This is a genomic window from Chromobacterium sp. W521 (assembly GCF_052805975.1).
On record NZ_JBRBAF010000003.1, the window covers coordinates 37284 to 51951 of the forward strand.

The following is a 14668-nucleotide window of genomic DNA, read 5'->3' on the forward strand; positions in this document are numbered from 1 at the left end:
CCGGCGCGGCGCATGGGGGTGGGTCAGGCCGGGGGCAGCGCGCTGAGATCCCAGCGCGGCTTGATCGAGTAGCTGCCGGGCGGCTGCGCGTGTTGCAACCGCATCGCGCCGGCGAAGGCGATCATCGCGCCGTTGTCGGTGCACAGCGCCAGCGGCGGATAGAACACTTCGAAGCGGCGGCGGCGAGCGGCTTCGTCCAGCGCGGCGCGCAGCTGCTTGTTGGCGCCGACGCCGCCGGCCACCACCAGCCGTTTCATGTCGCACTGCTTGAGCGCGGCCAGCGATTTCTTGGTCAGCACTTCGACGATGGCTTCCTGGAAGGCGCGGCAGATGTCTTTGCGCGTCTGCTCGTCGATGTGGCCGTCGGCGTCCGCCACTTGTTTGCTCAGCGTCAGCACCGCGGTTTTCAGGCCGGAGAAGCTCATGTCTAGGTCGCCGGAGTTCAGCATCGGCCGCGGCAGGGTGAAGCGGGCCGGATCGCCTTCCTCCGCCAGCCGGGACAGCAGCGGGCCGCCGGGGTAGGGCAGCCCCAGCAACTTGGCGGTTTTGTCGAAGGCTTCGCCGGCGGCGTCGTCCAGGGTTTCGCCCAGGATTTGATAGTCGCCGACGCCGCGTACAGCCATCAGCTGGGTGTGGCCGCCGGAAACCAGCAAGGCCAGGAAGGGGAACGCCGGTTTGGGCTCGGCCAGCAGCGGCGACAGCAGGTGGCCCTCCAGGTGGTGGACGCCCAGCACCGGAATGTTCAGGCCGAAGGCCAGCGCGTTGGCCACGCTGGCTCCCACCAGCAGCGCGCCGCCCAGGCCGGGGCCTTGGGTATAGGCGATGGCGTCGAGGTCGGCCAGCGTTTTGCCGGCTTCGGCCAGGCAGGCTTCCGTCAGCGGAATGGCGCGGCGGATGTGGTCGCGGCTGGCCAATTCAGGCACCACGCCGCCGTATTCGGCGTGCATGGCCATCTGGGTGTGCAGTTGGTGGGCCAGCAGGCCGCCGTCTGTGTCGTACAACGCGACTCCGGTTTCGTCGCAGGAGGATTCAATACCAAGTACCAGCATGTTTGGGTGCAGCTCGGATATAGCGGGACAATCTTTCTATTTTACCGGTGAATCTTTGTTCGCCCAAATCCGGATGTTAGGCTAGGCCGTTTCGGGATTCCGACTACGAGGAGAAGCAAGGATGAAGGCCAGGCTGAAGTGGGTGGACGGCGTGTGTTTCCTGGGCGAGAGCGGCAGCGGCCATGCGGTGGTGATGGACGGCGCGCCGGAAGGCGGCGGAAGGAATTTGGGGCCGCGGCCCATGGAGTTGTTGTTATTGGGCACCGCCGGTTGCACCAGTTACGACGTGATTACTATTTTGAAGAAGGCGCGACAGCAAGTCAGTGATTGCTGGGTGGAGATCGATGCCGAACGCGCGGACGAGGAGCCCAAGGTGTTCACCCGCATTCATTTCCACTTTGTGGTGACTGGGCGCGATCTGAAGGCGGAGACGGTGGAGCGGGCGATCAAGTTGTCGGCTGAGAAGTACTGTTCCGCCTCTATCATGCTGGGCAAGACCGCTGACATCAGCCACGATTTCGAATTGCGCGACGCCTGATGACGCTGCCGGCGGCCGGCGGGCCGGCCAGCAGGTCCGCCGCCAGGCTCAGCGCTGTCTCATGGTCCGGGCGGTGGCGCAGCGGGTAGCCCCAGAACTTTTCGAAGCGCGGCGCGAACTCGTCAAGATAGCGCTGTTGCTCGGCTTGCGGAGCAATCACGATCGTGCCGCGTATCAATTGGCGGATCTGCAGCCGGTTGTCCTTGACCCACAGCGCCGCCATTTTGCGGATGATGCGCGCGTGCAGGTCCAGTTCGGTTGGCGCCGGTTCTTTGGCGATGAATACGAAGGGGCGTTGCTGGAGCAGCAGCTGGTCCAGGGTGGCGAAGATGTCGGTGGGCTGCTGCCCATCCGGGCGGCTGCGGTCCAGCCAGACGATGGGGAAGTCTTGAGCGTGGAATTGCATGGCTTTTTTGAAAATGATAATCAATATCATTATATCGTCAGCCACCTGACTTGTCATCTAGGTGGCGGTTGCGGCGCGGTCTTGAGATTCGCGCCGGCGGCCCCCATCTTTCCCGAGTCCCGCCACGGGAGCAACGCTTGGGTTGCCGGGCGTAAGCCGATACAATAGGCGGTTTTGCGCGGCTGCCGCTCCGGGGCCGCCATCGACGAAAAAGGCGCAGGGATGACTACCATCGTGGCGGTAAGAAAGGGCGATCAGATCGCGATCGCCGCCGACAGCCAGACCACTTTTGGCGACGACCAGAAGCTGTTGGCGGGCTATGACTGTTTCCACAACAAGATTTTCCAGCATGGGGACAGCTATTTGGCCATCTCCGGCTCGGCCGCCCACGATCTGGTGTTGCAAGGCGCGCTGAAAGAGTTGAAGAAAAAAGACCTGAGCAGCCGCCAGGGCATTTTCGAGACCTTCCGCAAATTGCATCCCAAGCTGAAGGACGGTTTCTACCTGCGTCCCGAAGAGGACGAGGAAGATCCGTACGAATCCAGTCAGATGATGGTGGTGATCGCCAACCGTCATGGGATTTTCGGGGTGTATCCGATGCGCGAGATTTACGAGTTCTCGCGCATCTGGGCGATAGGCTCCGGCCGCAAGTTCGCGATGGGCGCGATGTACGCGGTGTATGACCAAGCGCTCAGCGCGCGCGAAATCGCCGAAATCGGCGTGCGCGCAGGTTGCGAATTCGACGTCAGTTCTTCAATGCCAATGACGGTCTATACCGTAGAACTGGCGGCGGACAAGGAAAAGAAAGACATAGCATGAGCACACAAGACAGATTGCAACGATTTTTGTTTGACGGCGCGCCGGTGCGCGGCGCGCTGGTGAGGTTGGACGGCGCCTGGCAGCAGGTGCTGGCTCGCCGCAGCTACCCTCCTGCCTTGAAGAAGATTGTCGGCGAAATGATGGCGGCGGCCGAACTGATGGCCGCCAACCTCAAGTTCGACGGCGCGCTCATTCTGCAGCTTCACGGCGCCGGCGCCCTGAAACTGGCGGTGGTGGAGTGCAACAACGACCGCACTATCCGCGCCACCGCAAAGTGGGACGAAGGCATTTCCGATGGCGCGTCCATCCAGTCTTTGCTGGGAGCTCACGGACGCTTCGTGGTGACCTTGGAGCCGCGCGTGGACAAGGCGCAAACCTGGCAGGGCATCGTGGCGCTGGAGGGCGACAGCATAGGCGAAATGCTGGAGAACTACATGCTTCGCTCCGAGCAGCTGGAAACCCGGCTGATCCTGGCCTCCAGCGACGAAACCGCGGCCGGCATGCTGTTGCAGAAGCTGCCGGAAGGTCATGGAGATCCGGAAGGCTGGGAGCGCATTCAGATGCTGGGCGCCACTTTGAGGGCGGACGAGTTACTGAGCTTGCCGGCCGAGGATGTCCTGCATCGTCTGTTCCATGAGGAAACAGTGCGGGTATTCGATCAGGAAACGGTGAGTTTCGCCTGTAATTGCAGCCGGGAGCGCGTCGGCGACATGTTGAAGATGCTGGGCGGCCAGGAAGTGGGCGAGGTGTTGCTGGAGCAAGGCAGCGTGGAAATCGTCTGTGATTATTGCAATCAGCATTACGTTTACGACGAAGATGATGCCAACAAGTTGTTCGACTACGATGTGGTCGCTGCCGCGCGCGAGGCCAGGCACTGACGCATTACCGTTAGTTTGGCAACAAACTTTATTTTAAGCCGCATATGCGGCTTTTTTTACGCCCTTTTTTCGACTAAAAACAGGGTAAAAATACCAATGTTGTAATTATGGTTTAAATTGGAGATTTTATTTTAAACTAAATTTTCATGACGTTTGCTATTCGATATGATTTGACTTTCGCATTTCATTATTGATGCGACATTATCAATGTCTTGGATAGCGTCATGATAAAAACAGCTTCGCTCAGCAGCGTGCGCGCACTGAGTCTTTCCGTGATGGCCGCCGCCTTATTGGCCGGTTGCGTCAGCGATTCCGAAAAAACGGCAGTCAGCCAGCCGGCGCCGCAGGCCAATCTGCCGCAGGCCGGCCACTCTTCGCATTCTCCGGCTTTGTCGGAGAAACCATCCTATCCGCATGGCTTGCCGCCCGGCGCGCCGGCAGACGGCGCCGGTCCCGGCGCCAAGCCGCAAGGGCCGATGCAGCAGACCGGCGCGCGTCGCGCCAAGGAGGCCGCGGCCGTGCCGCGGTATGCCGAGTGCGACGAAGCCAAGCTGGGACAACTGTCCGGCTCGGCCTTGGCGCGTTATGTCGCCAGCGTAGAGGGTACTTGCATGAACCGCCTGTTCCAGGCGGACGCCTTCAGCTACCGGGTGGTGTCGCCGGCGAATATGCGCGAAGTGGCGGCCGAGGCCCGCGCCCGCGCGCAAAGCTGGGACGGCAAGAGTGCCAACGGCCTGTGGCCGCTGGCGGTGTTCCTGAAAGCCGGCTATTTCACCCAGTACAGCCACGCTGGGGAAGTGGGAGATTACGGTCGTCCGGTGGACGAGCCGGTGATGCAGGTCGTGAGCGCGCTGGCGGAAAACCCGGCGCTGTGGAGCGAGCCGGTGCGCGACGGCAGCGGCGATCGCGACGCCTGGTATCTGGCGACCGATCTACGCCAGTCCGTGGCGGAAACCATGATCCTGGCGGATTCGGTGCGCAAGCCGGAATACGCTTTGCCTTTGTTGCAGCGCTTCTTCGGCCGCTACAACGCCGCGGTGAAGAACAACTGGGCGCGTATCGCGCTGCATCCGATGCAGACCACGCTGTTCAATATGCATTACACCGAGGGCTTCGCCGCCAAGGCGGGCGCCGGGCAACTGGATGCGCTGGCGACCAGCCTGGCAGGGCTGACCCGAGCCGGCCAGTCGGCCTTCGCCGATGAACAGATGTATCTGAATACCGTGCGCGAGACCGGCCGCTTCATGCAATACCCGCGTACCGCCAAACTGGCGGAGGACGCGGTGGCCGGCCTGCTGGACGGCGAGAAGTTCGGGGCCTCGTGGGCGGAAGCGGTGTACGCGCTGAAGAAACTGGGCAAGGTGCCTTGCGAGCGCTACGGTATTTGCCAGGCGGAGCAGGAACTGAAAACCCATTTGTTCCCGCATAGCTGGAGTTTCGACAACGGCAATCTGGTGTTCGAAACCCCGCTGGCGCTGGCCGAAGTGGAACCGCTGTACTACGCGATGAAGCAGGTGCAGGCGCAACTGGGTCGGGTCAGCGGCATCAGCCAGCCAGTGAGCGGCGACACCAACGCCAAGCTGCGCATGGTGATTTACGGCAGCAAGACCGCCTACCAGCGCTTCCAAGGCCTGCTCAATGAATTGTCCACCGACAACGGCGGCATTTACATCGAAAAAGACGGCACCTTCTACACCTTCCAGCGCGAAGTGCCGCGCGAGAGTTATCTGAGCCTGGAAGAACTGGTGCGCCACGAGTACGTGCACTATCTGTCCGGTCGCTTCATCCAGCCGGGGATGTGGGGCAGCTCCGAGTTCTACCGCGACGACCGCCGCATGGCTTGGTACGACGAGGGCTTTGCCGAATTCATGGCCTGGAGCACATCGCGCGACGGCATCAAGGTGCGCGGCCACGTGGTGGACGTAGTGGCCAATGGTTGGCCGCAAAGCTATCTGGAGCCATCCCGCATCATGCGTTCCAGCTATAGCGACGGTTGGGACTTCTACAGTCATTCCGCCTTGTGGTTCTACTATCTGAACCAGCAACAGCCGGGCCGCATCGCCGAGATCCTGGCTGCGCTGCGCGCCGACGACGTCAAGCGCTTCGACGCCTTGGTGGCGGAAATGGGGCGCGACGCCAGCCTGGCACAGGGCTTTCAAGACTATGTGGGCCGTCAGGTGGAGGCGCAGCGCGCCGGCCAGTTGGGCAACACCTCAACCGAGCTGGGTGTGGACTGGCTGAAGCAGGCGCAATGGCAGGCCGGCGACGTTGCTGTGATTGAAGGCGCGATGCGCCGCTATCTGCCGGTGGCGTGCCGAGTGTGGGCCGACGGCGAGCGCAGCGCTCTGCGTCGCTTCGAATGCGACGGCGTGCTGCCGCTTCGTTCCGGCACCGCCACGCTGGCGCGTCAGGAGTTGGACAAAACCTTGGACTCCGCCTTGCAGAACCTGCTGCGCGGCAGCGGCGTCAACAATATGATGGCGCTTAACTGCGCGGCTACCGACTACGACTTCAAAGCCAAGCGCGCCGCGCTGCGTTGCGAAGGTCCGCTGGGGCCGGCCGCGTCGCAGCCGTCGCAACCCGGCGGCGGCGACGCTCAGCTGGGCCTGGCCAAACTCAGCTATTCCAGCCCTGTGCGTTGCTTGCGCGGCCAGTTGCAAGGCGTGGGCGAGCCGGACGGCTATAGTCTGGTGAGCGGTCCCAAGTTAGGCCGCGCCATCATGGCCGACCACGGCGCGTTCAACTACCGGCGCGATCAGGACCAGCCGGGCGTGGCCGACCAGATCACCGTGCGCGTGCGCAAGGGCGCGCAAACGCGGGACGTGGTAGTGCAGTTGCTGGCGACGCCGGTGAATATGTCGGACGAGGAGTGCTGGGCCCGCGCCGGTTGAGGCGTGCTCAATGTCTGCTGCGCTTCGGCGGGCAAGTTAGACAGGCGCGTTGAAAACATCTTCAGAATGCTCATGTACTCTATGACCATTCCGCTTCTTCAGCTGTTTTCGCCTTGTCTCGCCTTTGCTCGCAAGACATTGGAAGGGTTCTGAGCTGTGAATGAAAAGAGCCGGGAGATTCCCGGCTCTTTTTGTTTTAGAGTGTTTGAACCTGGCCCAGGTCCGGCCGCTCCAACCACGCCATGAAGGCATCCCCCAAGCGTTGGCTCTCGGCGGTGGCTTGGCGCCAGAAACGCTGGCGTTGCTCGTCCCGGCCTAGGTAGCGGTGGAAGTCGTTGCGGTCCGGCAACTTGCCGCCGGGCAGCCGCGCCAGGTAATCGCGCGACGGCGAGATCAGCACGGTGTTGGCGTGGTGGGTCGGGTTGGGCCGGCGCCAGGGCAGGAATTTGTCGAACCAGCCGGGCACGATGCGCTCGGTGAAGTGAGGGTACAGCACGATGTCGTCGCCCTGGGCAAAGGGGAAGTCCAGGTGGTAGTCGGTCAGGCCGCCGTCTCGATAAGTGGCCGCCGGGGCGCCCGGCAGCTGCACGCCGCTGAGCACGCCGGGAATGGCGATGGTGCCCATCAGCGCGGCGTCCAGATTGTCCGCCCCCAAGGGCTGGCACAGCGTGGGAATGCCGTCCTCGGGCTTGAAGCGCAAGGCGCTGCGGGGGTCATGGCAGATCACTCGGCTGAAAGCGTGGCGCAGCAGGCCGCGCGACACGGTGTTGAGCGCGGCGCTCAGCGCCAGGCCGCCCAGCAGCGCGGCGCGCGCTTCGCTGGCGAGCAGGCCGTGGGAACGCACCAGCAACAGGCTAAGCTGATAGTGCGGGTGGTCTATCAGCGCGCTGCGCGCCGCCGGCGGCAGTATCTCATCCAGCATCAGGCGGGTCTGGCGGGTGATGTCGGTCACGCTGGAGTCTGCCGTGTAGCTTTCTTCGGTATAACGCGCGGCCAGGCGCGCCAGCGCTTGGCTCGGTTCGGCTTGCATCGCGCAGGCGAATCGCCAGCCGCCGATGGAGGCGCCGACCAGTTCGCGCCGCCGCGGGTTGCGGTTCAGCCATTCGAACACCGCCTGATCCAGGCCGGTGATGCCTATCGCCTTGGGCCCGCCGGCGGCGCCGGGCAGGGTGGCCACGCTGGCGGCGGGCAGTCCTTGGCGCGCCAGCAGCTTGCGGGCGTGCGCGCCGGCCTTGATCACGAGGGGCGAGTAGGGAATATGGATGGCGGGCATGGGCTTGTATTCTGGACTGGGGTTGGCCAGCGCGGGGCGGTTTTTGGTATCCTGCTGGGTTTCGATATTCATTCGCATCGGGCGGCGCGGCCGCCTTCAGGAGCACTGTCATGATACCCGTAAGCCAACTGGCCGACTATCTGCGCGAGCAGAGCCTGGAACTGGATCGCACCGAGCTGCAGATCGCGGTGTTGACCCTGTCCGCGGTGTTGAACGCGGACAAGCCGGCGGCGCGGCAGGATCTGTATCGTTACCAGGTGCCCAAACTGAGCGAGGATGGCAGTTGTTCTTTGTTCGAAGAACTGGCCGACGAGCCTTATGATCTGGCGCCGCTGTTCGGCGGCGAAAGTCCGGAAGCCACGGCGGCCTTGCGCAATCTGCACGCGCTGGTGGAGTCGGTAAACCATAAGGTGGGCGCGGACTGGCTGGGCGTATATCGGAAGATCGGCAAAGGCCAGCAGGCCAAGCTGGTCAAGCTGGCCTACCAGGGCGTGCCCAGCCGCGCCGAGTTTCCTTTGACCGAGGCCTTCGCCGAGTACAGCAACAACAGCCGGGTGGGGCTGACCGGCTGGGCGGTGTTGATCGAAGACGTCAAAGCCTGGCGCGCCGAGGGCGGCGGCTATTACGAGTGCGATCCCAAGGTGATGAGCGAGGTGTGCCTGCCGGTGCTGGGGCCGGACGATAATGTGCTGGGCATTCTGGATGCCGAGGCGTCCAGCGCCGGCTTCTTCACGCCGGAGCGGCTGGTGTGGCTGGCAGCGCTCGCCATCGTGTTGGCCGAGCCCTTCGCCGCCTTGCCTTTAGCGCTTGAAAATCCGGAAGCCGACCACAGTTAATAAAGATTATTGCGCGCGGATTCAGGCGTGCTTATCAGGTTTAGCGGAGAAATAATGTCATTGCCTGCTGTCGAGCTCAGCGCGGATGAGCCGAGAATGGAATATGTCGCCAGTTGCAAGCTGCCCACCCCTTGGGGTGAGTTCACCATGCATGGTTTTGAGGAAGTGGGCGGCCGCGAGCACGTTGCGCTGACCCTGGGCGCGATAGACGACGGCGAGCCGGTGTTGTCGCGCTTGCATTCGGAATGCCTGACCGGCGACGCCTTGTTTTCGCTGCGCTGCGATTGCGGTTTCCAACTGGAGGCGGCCTTGTCCGCCATCGCCGCCGAAGGCCGCGGCGCGCTGCTGTATCTGCGTCAGGAAGGCCGCGGCATTGGCCTGATCAACAAGATCCGCGCCTACCAGCTTCAGGACGGCGGCGCCGACACCGTGGAAGCCAACGAGCGGCTGGGTTTCCCCGCCGACATGCGCGATTTCCGCATCGCCCGGCACATGCTGGAGCAGTTGGGCGTGTCCCGGGTGCGGGTGATGACCAATAATCCGCGCAAGATCGAAACCCTGCGCACCGCCGGCATCGATGTGGTGGAGCGGGTGCCGCTGGAGGTGGGGCGCAATCCGCACAACGACCGCTATCTGGACACCAAGGCCAGCAAGCTGGGTCATATGTTGTTCAAGTGAACGGCAGCGTCTCAGCGGCGCAAACAGGATGTGAACGAACGGGAGCCGATGGCTCCCGTTTTTCATGCCAGCGCCGCGGTCAGTTCCGGCCAGCGGGCGGCCAGTTCGTCCGCCTCCAGCGCGGCGGGGAAGGCCAGGCGTCGGCGCGCGGCGGCGATCTCATAGTCAATGCCGTGGCAATCGGCGCCCAGCAGTCGGACGCCGGCGGGAAGCTCGGTATTTTGTTCCAGCAACTCCGCTTCTTGCTCCGGCTCCAGCGCCGGGCCGTCAAGCCACTGCTCTGCCTCCAGCCAGCCCATGCGGCCGAAGCCTTCGATATAGCGCAGCCGTCGCGGCTCCAGCCGGTAGAAGGTGAAATCCAGTTGTAGCCAGTTTTCGGCCTCCGGCTGGTAGCGCAGGTGGCGGGCCAGCTCCAGCGGGGTGGGCTGGAAGGGTTCCATATCGCCCAGCAGGGTCAGGCGCGCGCCGCTCTGACTGGACTCCGCCGCCGGGTCCAGCAGCGCGATGCTGCAGCGCGGGTCGGCCCGCAGGTTTTTGCAGTGTTCGGCCAGCGCGCTGAGACAGAGCGTGGGCCGGTGGCGGGCGTCGGGCACGCAGGGTATCGGCGTGGCGTAGGGGTAGCCGTCCAGTTGAGTGCTGTGAGTGGCCAGGCTGGCTTGGGCGCAACGGTGAAGTAGATGGATGGCGGCTGAGGGCGGGATTTTCATGTTTGGTTTCCGGCGCGAAGTGGGCTCATCTTAGCCGGCGATGGGGCTAGGCACAAAAAAGCCCCGGCGGACCGGGGCTCAAGGCGAGAGAGCGTTGCGCTTAAAACCCAGGGGTCCTGGCGATGAAGGCGTTCAGGTTGGCAATGTTCAAGCTGCCCCAGCCGGTGGTGTAGTCCCAGCCCTTGGCGGCGCTGTAGGCGCCGTTGCTGCCGCTGGTGACGTCGTGGTACAGCGAGGGGTTGGCCTTGAAGTATTTGTAAATCGACGGCGCCGGCGAGTGGATGTTGTTGCCGTTGGCCGATTCGATCCGCGCCCAGAAGCCGGTGAACAGCGGCGCCGCCAGGCTGGTGCCGCCGATCTGCGAGGTGCTGCCGTTGACCAGCACCAGCGCGCCGCTGTTGGGGTCGGCGTCGAAGGAGACGTCGGGCACGCCGCGCTTGGTTTTGGAAATGGTCAGCACGCCGGCGCTGGTCTGCCAGGCGGGAGCGCTCTCGGTATAGCTGGGGCCGCCGCCGCCGCCGTTCCAGGTGGTTTCAGACAGATAGCCGGTTTTACCGCTGGTGGACAGCGTGGTGCCGCCCACCGCGATCACGTAGGGCGATACCGCCGGGTAGCTCTGGCGCGCGGTGCGGCCGCCGCACTCGTAGGAGCCGGAGTCGCCGGTGGACACCGAGAAGGTTTGGCCTTGGGCCACCGCCGCCTGGAAGATCTGGTCGGCGCTGGCCGTCATGCCGTCGCTCTGGGCGCTGGTTTCGCATTCGCCCAGCGACACGTTGATCACCTTGGCCGTGCCGTCGCTGACCGCGGCGTTGAAGGCGGCGGTGATGTCGGCATTGGTCATCGACGGCGCAACGTAGAAGTTCATCTGTTGAACCGCGCCGCCGGCGGCGGCGAGGATGTCCTGGCTGTCCAGGTTCCATTCCTCGGTGCCGGAGGTGTCGCTGGTGGGCGTGCCGCTATTGATCACCGAGGTGGCCACCGTGCCGTAGCCGACGCTGCTGGCGAAGTCCTGCAGATCGCTCAGCGTCTGGGTCAGGTCGCCCTCGGCGATGATGCCGACCGTGGTGTTGCTGGCCGGGGGCAAGCTGTTCGCATTGTAGATGGACGGGAAGTCGGTGGGGGAGTGGCCGCTGACGCTGGCGGTCTTGAAGGCCTGCGGCGTGGGGTGGCGCAGCGCGGTGTGGAACTGGTGAACATTTTGCAGGCCGTGCACGGCCAGCACGATGTCGGCCAGCTGGTTGGGCACCTGAGCGTTGGCGACATTGGCGAAGGCTTGGCGACCGTTGATGTTGTAGCGGTGCAGCGAGGTCTGGAAGCCGGCCTTGACGGTGGCGGCGCTGCCGTCTGCGGTGATCAGCAGGCGGTTGGGCGCCACTTTGATGTTGCGGAAGCCGTTGGCCTGCAAATGCTTGACCACGGTCTGTGCCTGCGCCTCAGTGGGCGAGAAACGGTCCAGGAACTCGGTCTTGCTTAAGTAGTGCTTGCTGCCGCCTTGCAGGATGCTCTGTGTGAGCGTGTCCAGTTGCGCTTTGTTGCGCACTTTCAAAGCCACCGCGATGTGCACGCTCTGGCCGGCGGCGACTTCGCCGCTGTCCTGTGCTTGCGGGATCAGCGATTGGACCGGATGGGCCAGGGTGTTGGTGGATTGCCAGTTGAGGGTTGTTGCTTGCGCCGCGATGCTGAAGAAGGCGGCGGACACCAGTGCGGCAGTGTATTGCTTGGCAAACATTCACTTCTCCTCTGAAGAAGTACCGCGCGGGCCTGCTGTTTGGCATGGCCCTTGGACCAGGCTTGTAGTCGCTCGATGGCGCGCCTTTGGTCCAGGTTGGTTGCCCTTGGTGCGGAAGGGCTGCTCCCGATGGGGAACGCTGAATGTGTAATCCTTGATGTCGGTCAATGACAAATAAATTTGCGCAAGTGGGGGAAACTGTAGGGAAAACGCAAATTTATGACGTTTGCAATGCTGTTTGCTGGTGTCAGCAATGAGTGGAGCGAATGAATGGGCTTGGCTTGAGCTGCTCAGAGCCTTAGCGCGGCCATCAGCGCGTTCTCCAGCGCCAGCACCGTCTTATCGTCGTTGAGGCCGGGGCCGGAGATCAGGAAGGAGTCTTCGGCGCGGCTGCCCAGAGTCATGATCTTGGCGGATTGCACATTCATCCGGTAGTCGGACAGCACTTTGGCGATGCGCGCCAGCAGGCCGGGGCGGTCCCCGGCGACGATGGATAGCACGTAGAAGCTGGCTTTGTCATCCGGGCGAATCAAGATCTGCGGCGTGATTGGGAAGTGTTTGAGGTGGCGGCTGATCCGGCCGGAGGCGGGCAGGCTCAGTTCGCCCTCCTGGCGCAGGCACTCGGCCAGTTCGAACTCGATGAAATTGATCATGTCGCGATAATCGCCGTCATGATGCTCGGGCACGAAGACGTGGAAAGTGTCCAGCGCGTAGCCGTGGCGGGTGGTGTAAACCTTGGCGTCGGCGATGCTGTAGTGGGTGCGGCCGAAAAAAGCGCAGGCGCGGGCGAACAGTTCCGGGCGGTCCCGGGTGTAGATCAGCACCTGGATGCCTTCGTGGTCGTCGGACAGCCGGGCGCGCACCAGCGGCCCGTCGGCATGGACGAAGCGGTTGAGCAGCCGCGCGTGCCAGGCGATCTCCTTGGCTTCGTGGCGCAGGAAGTAGACAGTGTCCAGTTCCTGCCACAGCGCGGCCTCCACGCCGCTTGGCACCGCGTGCAAGCGCAACAGCGCCTGGGCCTGGTGTTTGCGCTCCTCTAGCTCAGAGGCGACGTCTAGCTGGCCGCCGCGCACCAGCTGGCGCATCGCCGCGTGGTAAAGGTCTTCCAGCAGCTTGGCTTTCCACGCGTTCCAGACTTTGGGGCTGGTGCCTCGGATATCGGCCACGGTCAGCAGGTAGAGCGCGGTCAGCCGGCGCGGCGTGCCGGCCAGTTCGGCGAAGCGGCGCACGGTTTCCGGGTCGTAAATGTCTTGCTTCTGCGCCACGCTGGACATGGTCAGGTGCTGGCCCACCAACCAGACCACTAGTTCGCCATCCTCGGCCGGCAAGCCGTGCTGGCGGCAAAAGTCCGCCGCGTCCGCCATGCCCAGCGTCGAGTGATCGCCGCCGCGGCCCTTGGCGATGTCGTGGAACAGACCGGCAAGGTACAGTGTTTCCGGCCGCTCGAAGTCGTTGATCAGCCGGGACATCAGCGGATATTCGTGGGTAAAGGCGCTGCTGGCGAAGCGGCGCAGATTGCGCACCACCATCAGGATGTGCTCGTCCACGGTGTAGACGTGGAACAGGTCGTGCTGCATTTGGCCGACGATGTGGCCGAAATTGGGCAGGTAGCGGCCCAGCACCCCGTATAGATTCATCCGCCGCAGGCAGCGCGTCAGTCCGTTGGGCTCCCGGAACAACTGCAAGAACAGCTCGCGGTTGCGCGGGTTGTTGCGAAAGCGTTCGTTGATGTGGCTGCGCGCGTGCCACAGCGCGCGCAGCATGCGCGGGGCGAAACCGCTCAGTTCCGGGTTGCGCTGCAGCATCAGAAAGGCTTCCAGGATGGCGGACGGGTATTTCTCGAACACATCCGGCTGACGGATGCCCAGCATGCCGTTGACCGAGTAGAAGCGCTCGTTAAGGTTCTGAGTGACGCGCGGCACTTGGGAGTAGATCCTGCCGCGCAGATTGGGCAGCAGGATGCCGTTGAGCTGGTTAACGGTCTTGGCGGCGCGGTAATACAGCTGCATCGCTTGTTCGCTGGCGCGCTTGGCCGGTGTGTCCTGCAGGCCCAGCGCTCGGCCCAGTTGCTGTTGCAAATCGAATATCAGCCGGTCTTCGCGCCGGCGCGCCAGCAGGTGCAGTTCGATGCGCAGGCCCAGCAACTGGCGTTCGCTGTGTTTGATCAGCCGCGCCTCGGCCAAGGTCAGGATGCCGCGGCGCACCAGCGCGTCCCAATTGTCGCCCAGGCCGATGGCTTTGCTGATCCACAGAATGGTGTGCAGGTCGCGCAGGCCGCCCGGGCTTTCCTTGATATTGGGCTCCAGATTGTTGCCGACGCCGAAGTGGCGAGTGTGGCGCTGCTGCTGTTCCTGGGTTTTGCCTTCGAAAAAGGCCAGCGGGTCGCGCTGGCGGTCCAGCAGCGCGCTCATGCGCCGCCAGGGCGCGGCGTCGCCGGCGATGAGCCGGTTTTCCAGCAGATTGGTTTCAATGGTGATGTCGCCGCGCGCCTCGGACAGGCATTCTTCGACAGTGCGCACGCTGTGGCCTATCTCCAGGCCCACGTCCCACAGCTGGCTGATGAAGGCGCCGACGCGTTCGCCCAGCTCCGGCGACGGCGGCTGGTCCAGCAGCACCAGCAGGTCGATGTCGGAGTGGGGGAAAAGCTGGCCGCGGCCGTAACCGCCCACGGCGATCAGGCTGGCGGCGCCGTCCAGACCGGATTGCGCCCACAGCGCCTGCAAGGCGGCGTCCACCGTCTGGCTGTGCCGTTTCAGATATTCCTGAGGATTGCGCTGCTGACGGTATTGCTCGGTCAAAGCCTGACGTTTGCCGGCCAGTTCCTGGCGCATGTGGGCGAGGGAGTCCGCGGCCGGCGAGTTCAT

Annotated in this window: 12 protein-coding genes; 6 read left to right on the plus strand and 6 right to left on the minus strand. The window is 63.6% G+C overall.

Going from position 1 to position 14668, the window contains the following annotated elements; translation table 11 throughout:
* Positions 1 to 23: 23 nt before the first annotated feature.
* Positions 24 to 1049, minus strand: a complete 1026-nt coding sequence (tsaD, locus tag ACUXV1_RS04885; protein WP_043641520.1) for a tRNA (adenosine(37)-N6)-threonylcarbamoyltransferase complex transferase subunit TsaD — start codon at positions 1047 to 1049, stop codon at positions 24 to 26.
* A gap of 121 nt (positions 1050 to 1170) precedes the next feature.
* On the opposite strand from tsaD, the gene ACUXV1_RS04890 reads away from it, so the two are divergent.
* Complete coding sequence (locus ACUXV1_RS04890) at positions 1171 to 1587, plus strand: OsmC family protein (protein WP_043641523.1); 417 nt, start codon at positions 1171 to 1173, stop codon at positions 1585 to 1587.
* On the opposite strand, the gene ACUXV1_RS04895 is transcribed toward ACUXV1_RS04890, so the two are convergent.
* On the minus strand, positions 1556 to 2023 hold the full coding sequence (locus tag ACUXV1_RS04895) for a hypothetical protein (RefSeq protein ID WP_052370903.1): 468 nt from the start codon (positions 2021 to 2023) through the stop codon (positions 1556 to 1558). The two genes, ACUXV1_RS04890 and ACUXV1_RS04895, sit on opposite strands and share 32 nt — an antisense overlap.
* 192 nt (positions 2024 to 2215) lie before the next feature.
* Here ACUXV1_RS04895 and ACUXV1_RS04900 point away from each other — a divergent pair, with 192 nt between their 5' ends.
* From ACUXV1_RS04900 to ACUXV1_RS04910, 3 genes are all read left to right on the plus strand, one after another.
* The gene (locus ACUXV1_RS04900) at positions 2216 to 2812 is read left to right on the plus strand and encodes an MFS transporter (protein WP_019102624.1); all 597 of its coding nucleotides are present in this window, start codon (positions 2216 to 2218) and stop codon (positions 2810 to 2812) included.
* Positions 2809 to 3690, plus strand: a complete 882-nt coding sequence (gene hslO, locus ACUXV1_RS04905; protein ID WP_039755589.1) for an Hsp33 family molecular chaperone HslO — start codon at positions 2809 to 2811, stop codon at positions 3688 to 3690. Before ACUXV1_RS04900 ends, hslO begins: the two co-directional genes overlap by 4 nt.
* 224 nt (positions 3691 to 3914) lie before the next feature.
* On the plus strand, positions 3915 to 6581 hold the full coding sequence (locus tag ACUXV1_RS04910; RefSeq protein WP_446014948.1) for a collagenase: 2667 nt from the start codon (positions 3915 to 3917) through the stop codon (positions 6579 to 6581).
* Between the two features lie 196 nt (positions 6582 to 6777).
* Here the strand turns inward: ACUXV1_RS04910 and ACUXV1_RS04915 are convergent, their stop codons facing one another.
* Positions 6778 to 7926, minus strand: coding sequence for a hypothetical protein (locus tag ACUXV1_RS04915; RefSeq protein WP_446014949.1), 1149 nt, complete (start codon positions 7924 to 7926; stop codon positions 6778 to 6780).
* Positions 7927 to 7964: 38 nt separating this feature from the next.
* Here ACUXV1_RS04915 and ACUXV1_RS04920 point away from each other — a divergent pair, with 38 nt between their 5' ends.
* Entirely contained in the window at positions 7965 to 8690 is a 726-nt protein-coding gene (locus ACUXV1_RS04920) for a GAF domain-containing protein (protein WP_043641525.1), read from the plus strand.
* A 96-nt stretch (positions 8691 to 8786) separates the two neighbouring features.
* A complete protein-coding gene (gene ribA, locus ACUXV1_RS04925) occupies positions 8787 to 9368 on the plus strand; it encodes a GTP cyclohydrolase II (protein ID WP_203391643.1) in 582 nt (193 codons plus the stop codon).
* A 62-nt stretch (positions 9369 to 9430) separates the two neighbouring features.
* On the opposite strand, the gene ACUXV1_RS04930 is transcribed toward ribA, so the two are convergent.
* From ACUXV1_RS04930 to ACUXV1_RS04940, 3 genes are all read right to left on the minus strand, one after another.
* Complete coding sequence (locus ACUXV1_RS04930) at positions 9431 to 10075, minus strand: HugZ family pyridoxamine 5'-phosphate oxidase (protein WP_043592114.1); 645 nt, start codon at positions 10073 to 10075, stop codon at positions 9431 to 9433.
* Positions 10076 to 10175: 100 nt separating this feature from the next.
* Positions 10176 to 11804 (minus strand): S53 family peptidase, encoded by a 1629-nt coding sequence (locus ACUXV1_RS04935; protein ID WP_194426139.1) that lies wholly within the window; start codon positions 11802 to 11804, stop codon positions 10176 to 10178.
* 290 nt (positions 11805 to 12094) lie between these two features.
* Positions 12095 to 14668, minus strand: coding sequence for a [protein-PII] uridylyltransferase (locus ACUXV1_RS04940; protein WP_114154843.1), 2574 nt, complete (start codon positions 14666 to 14668; stop codon positions 12095 to 12097).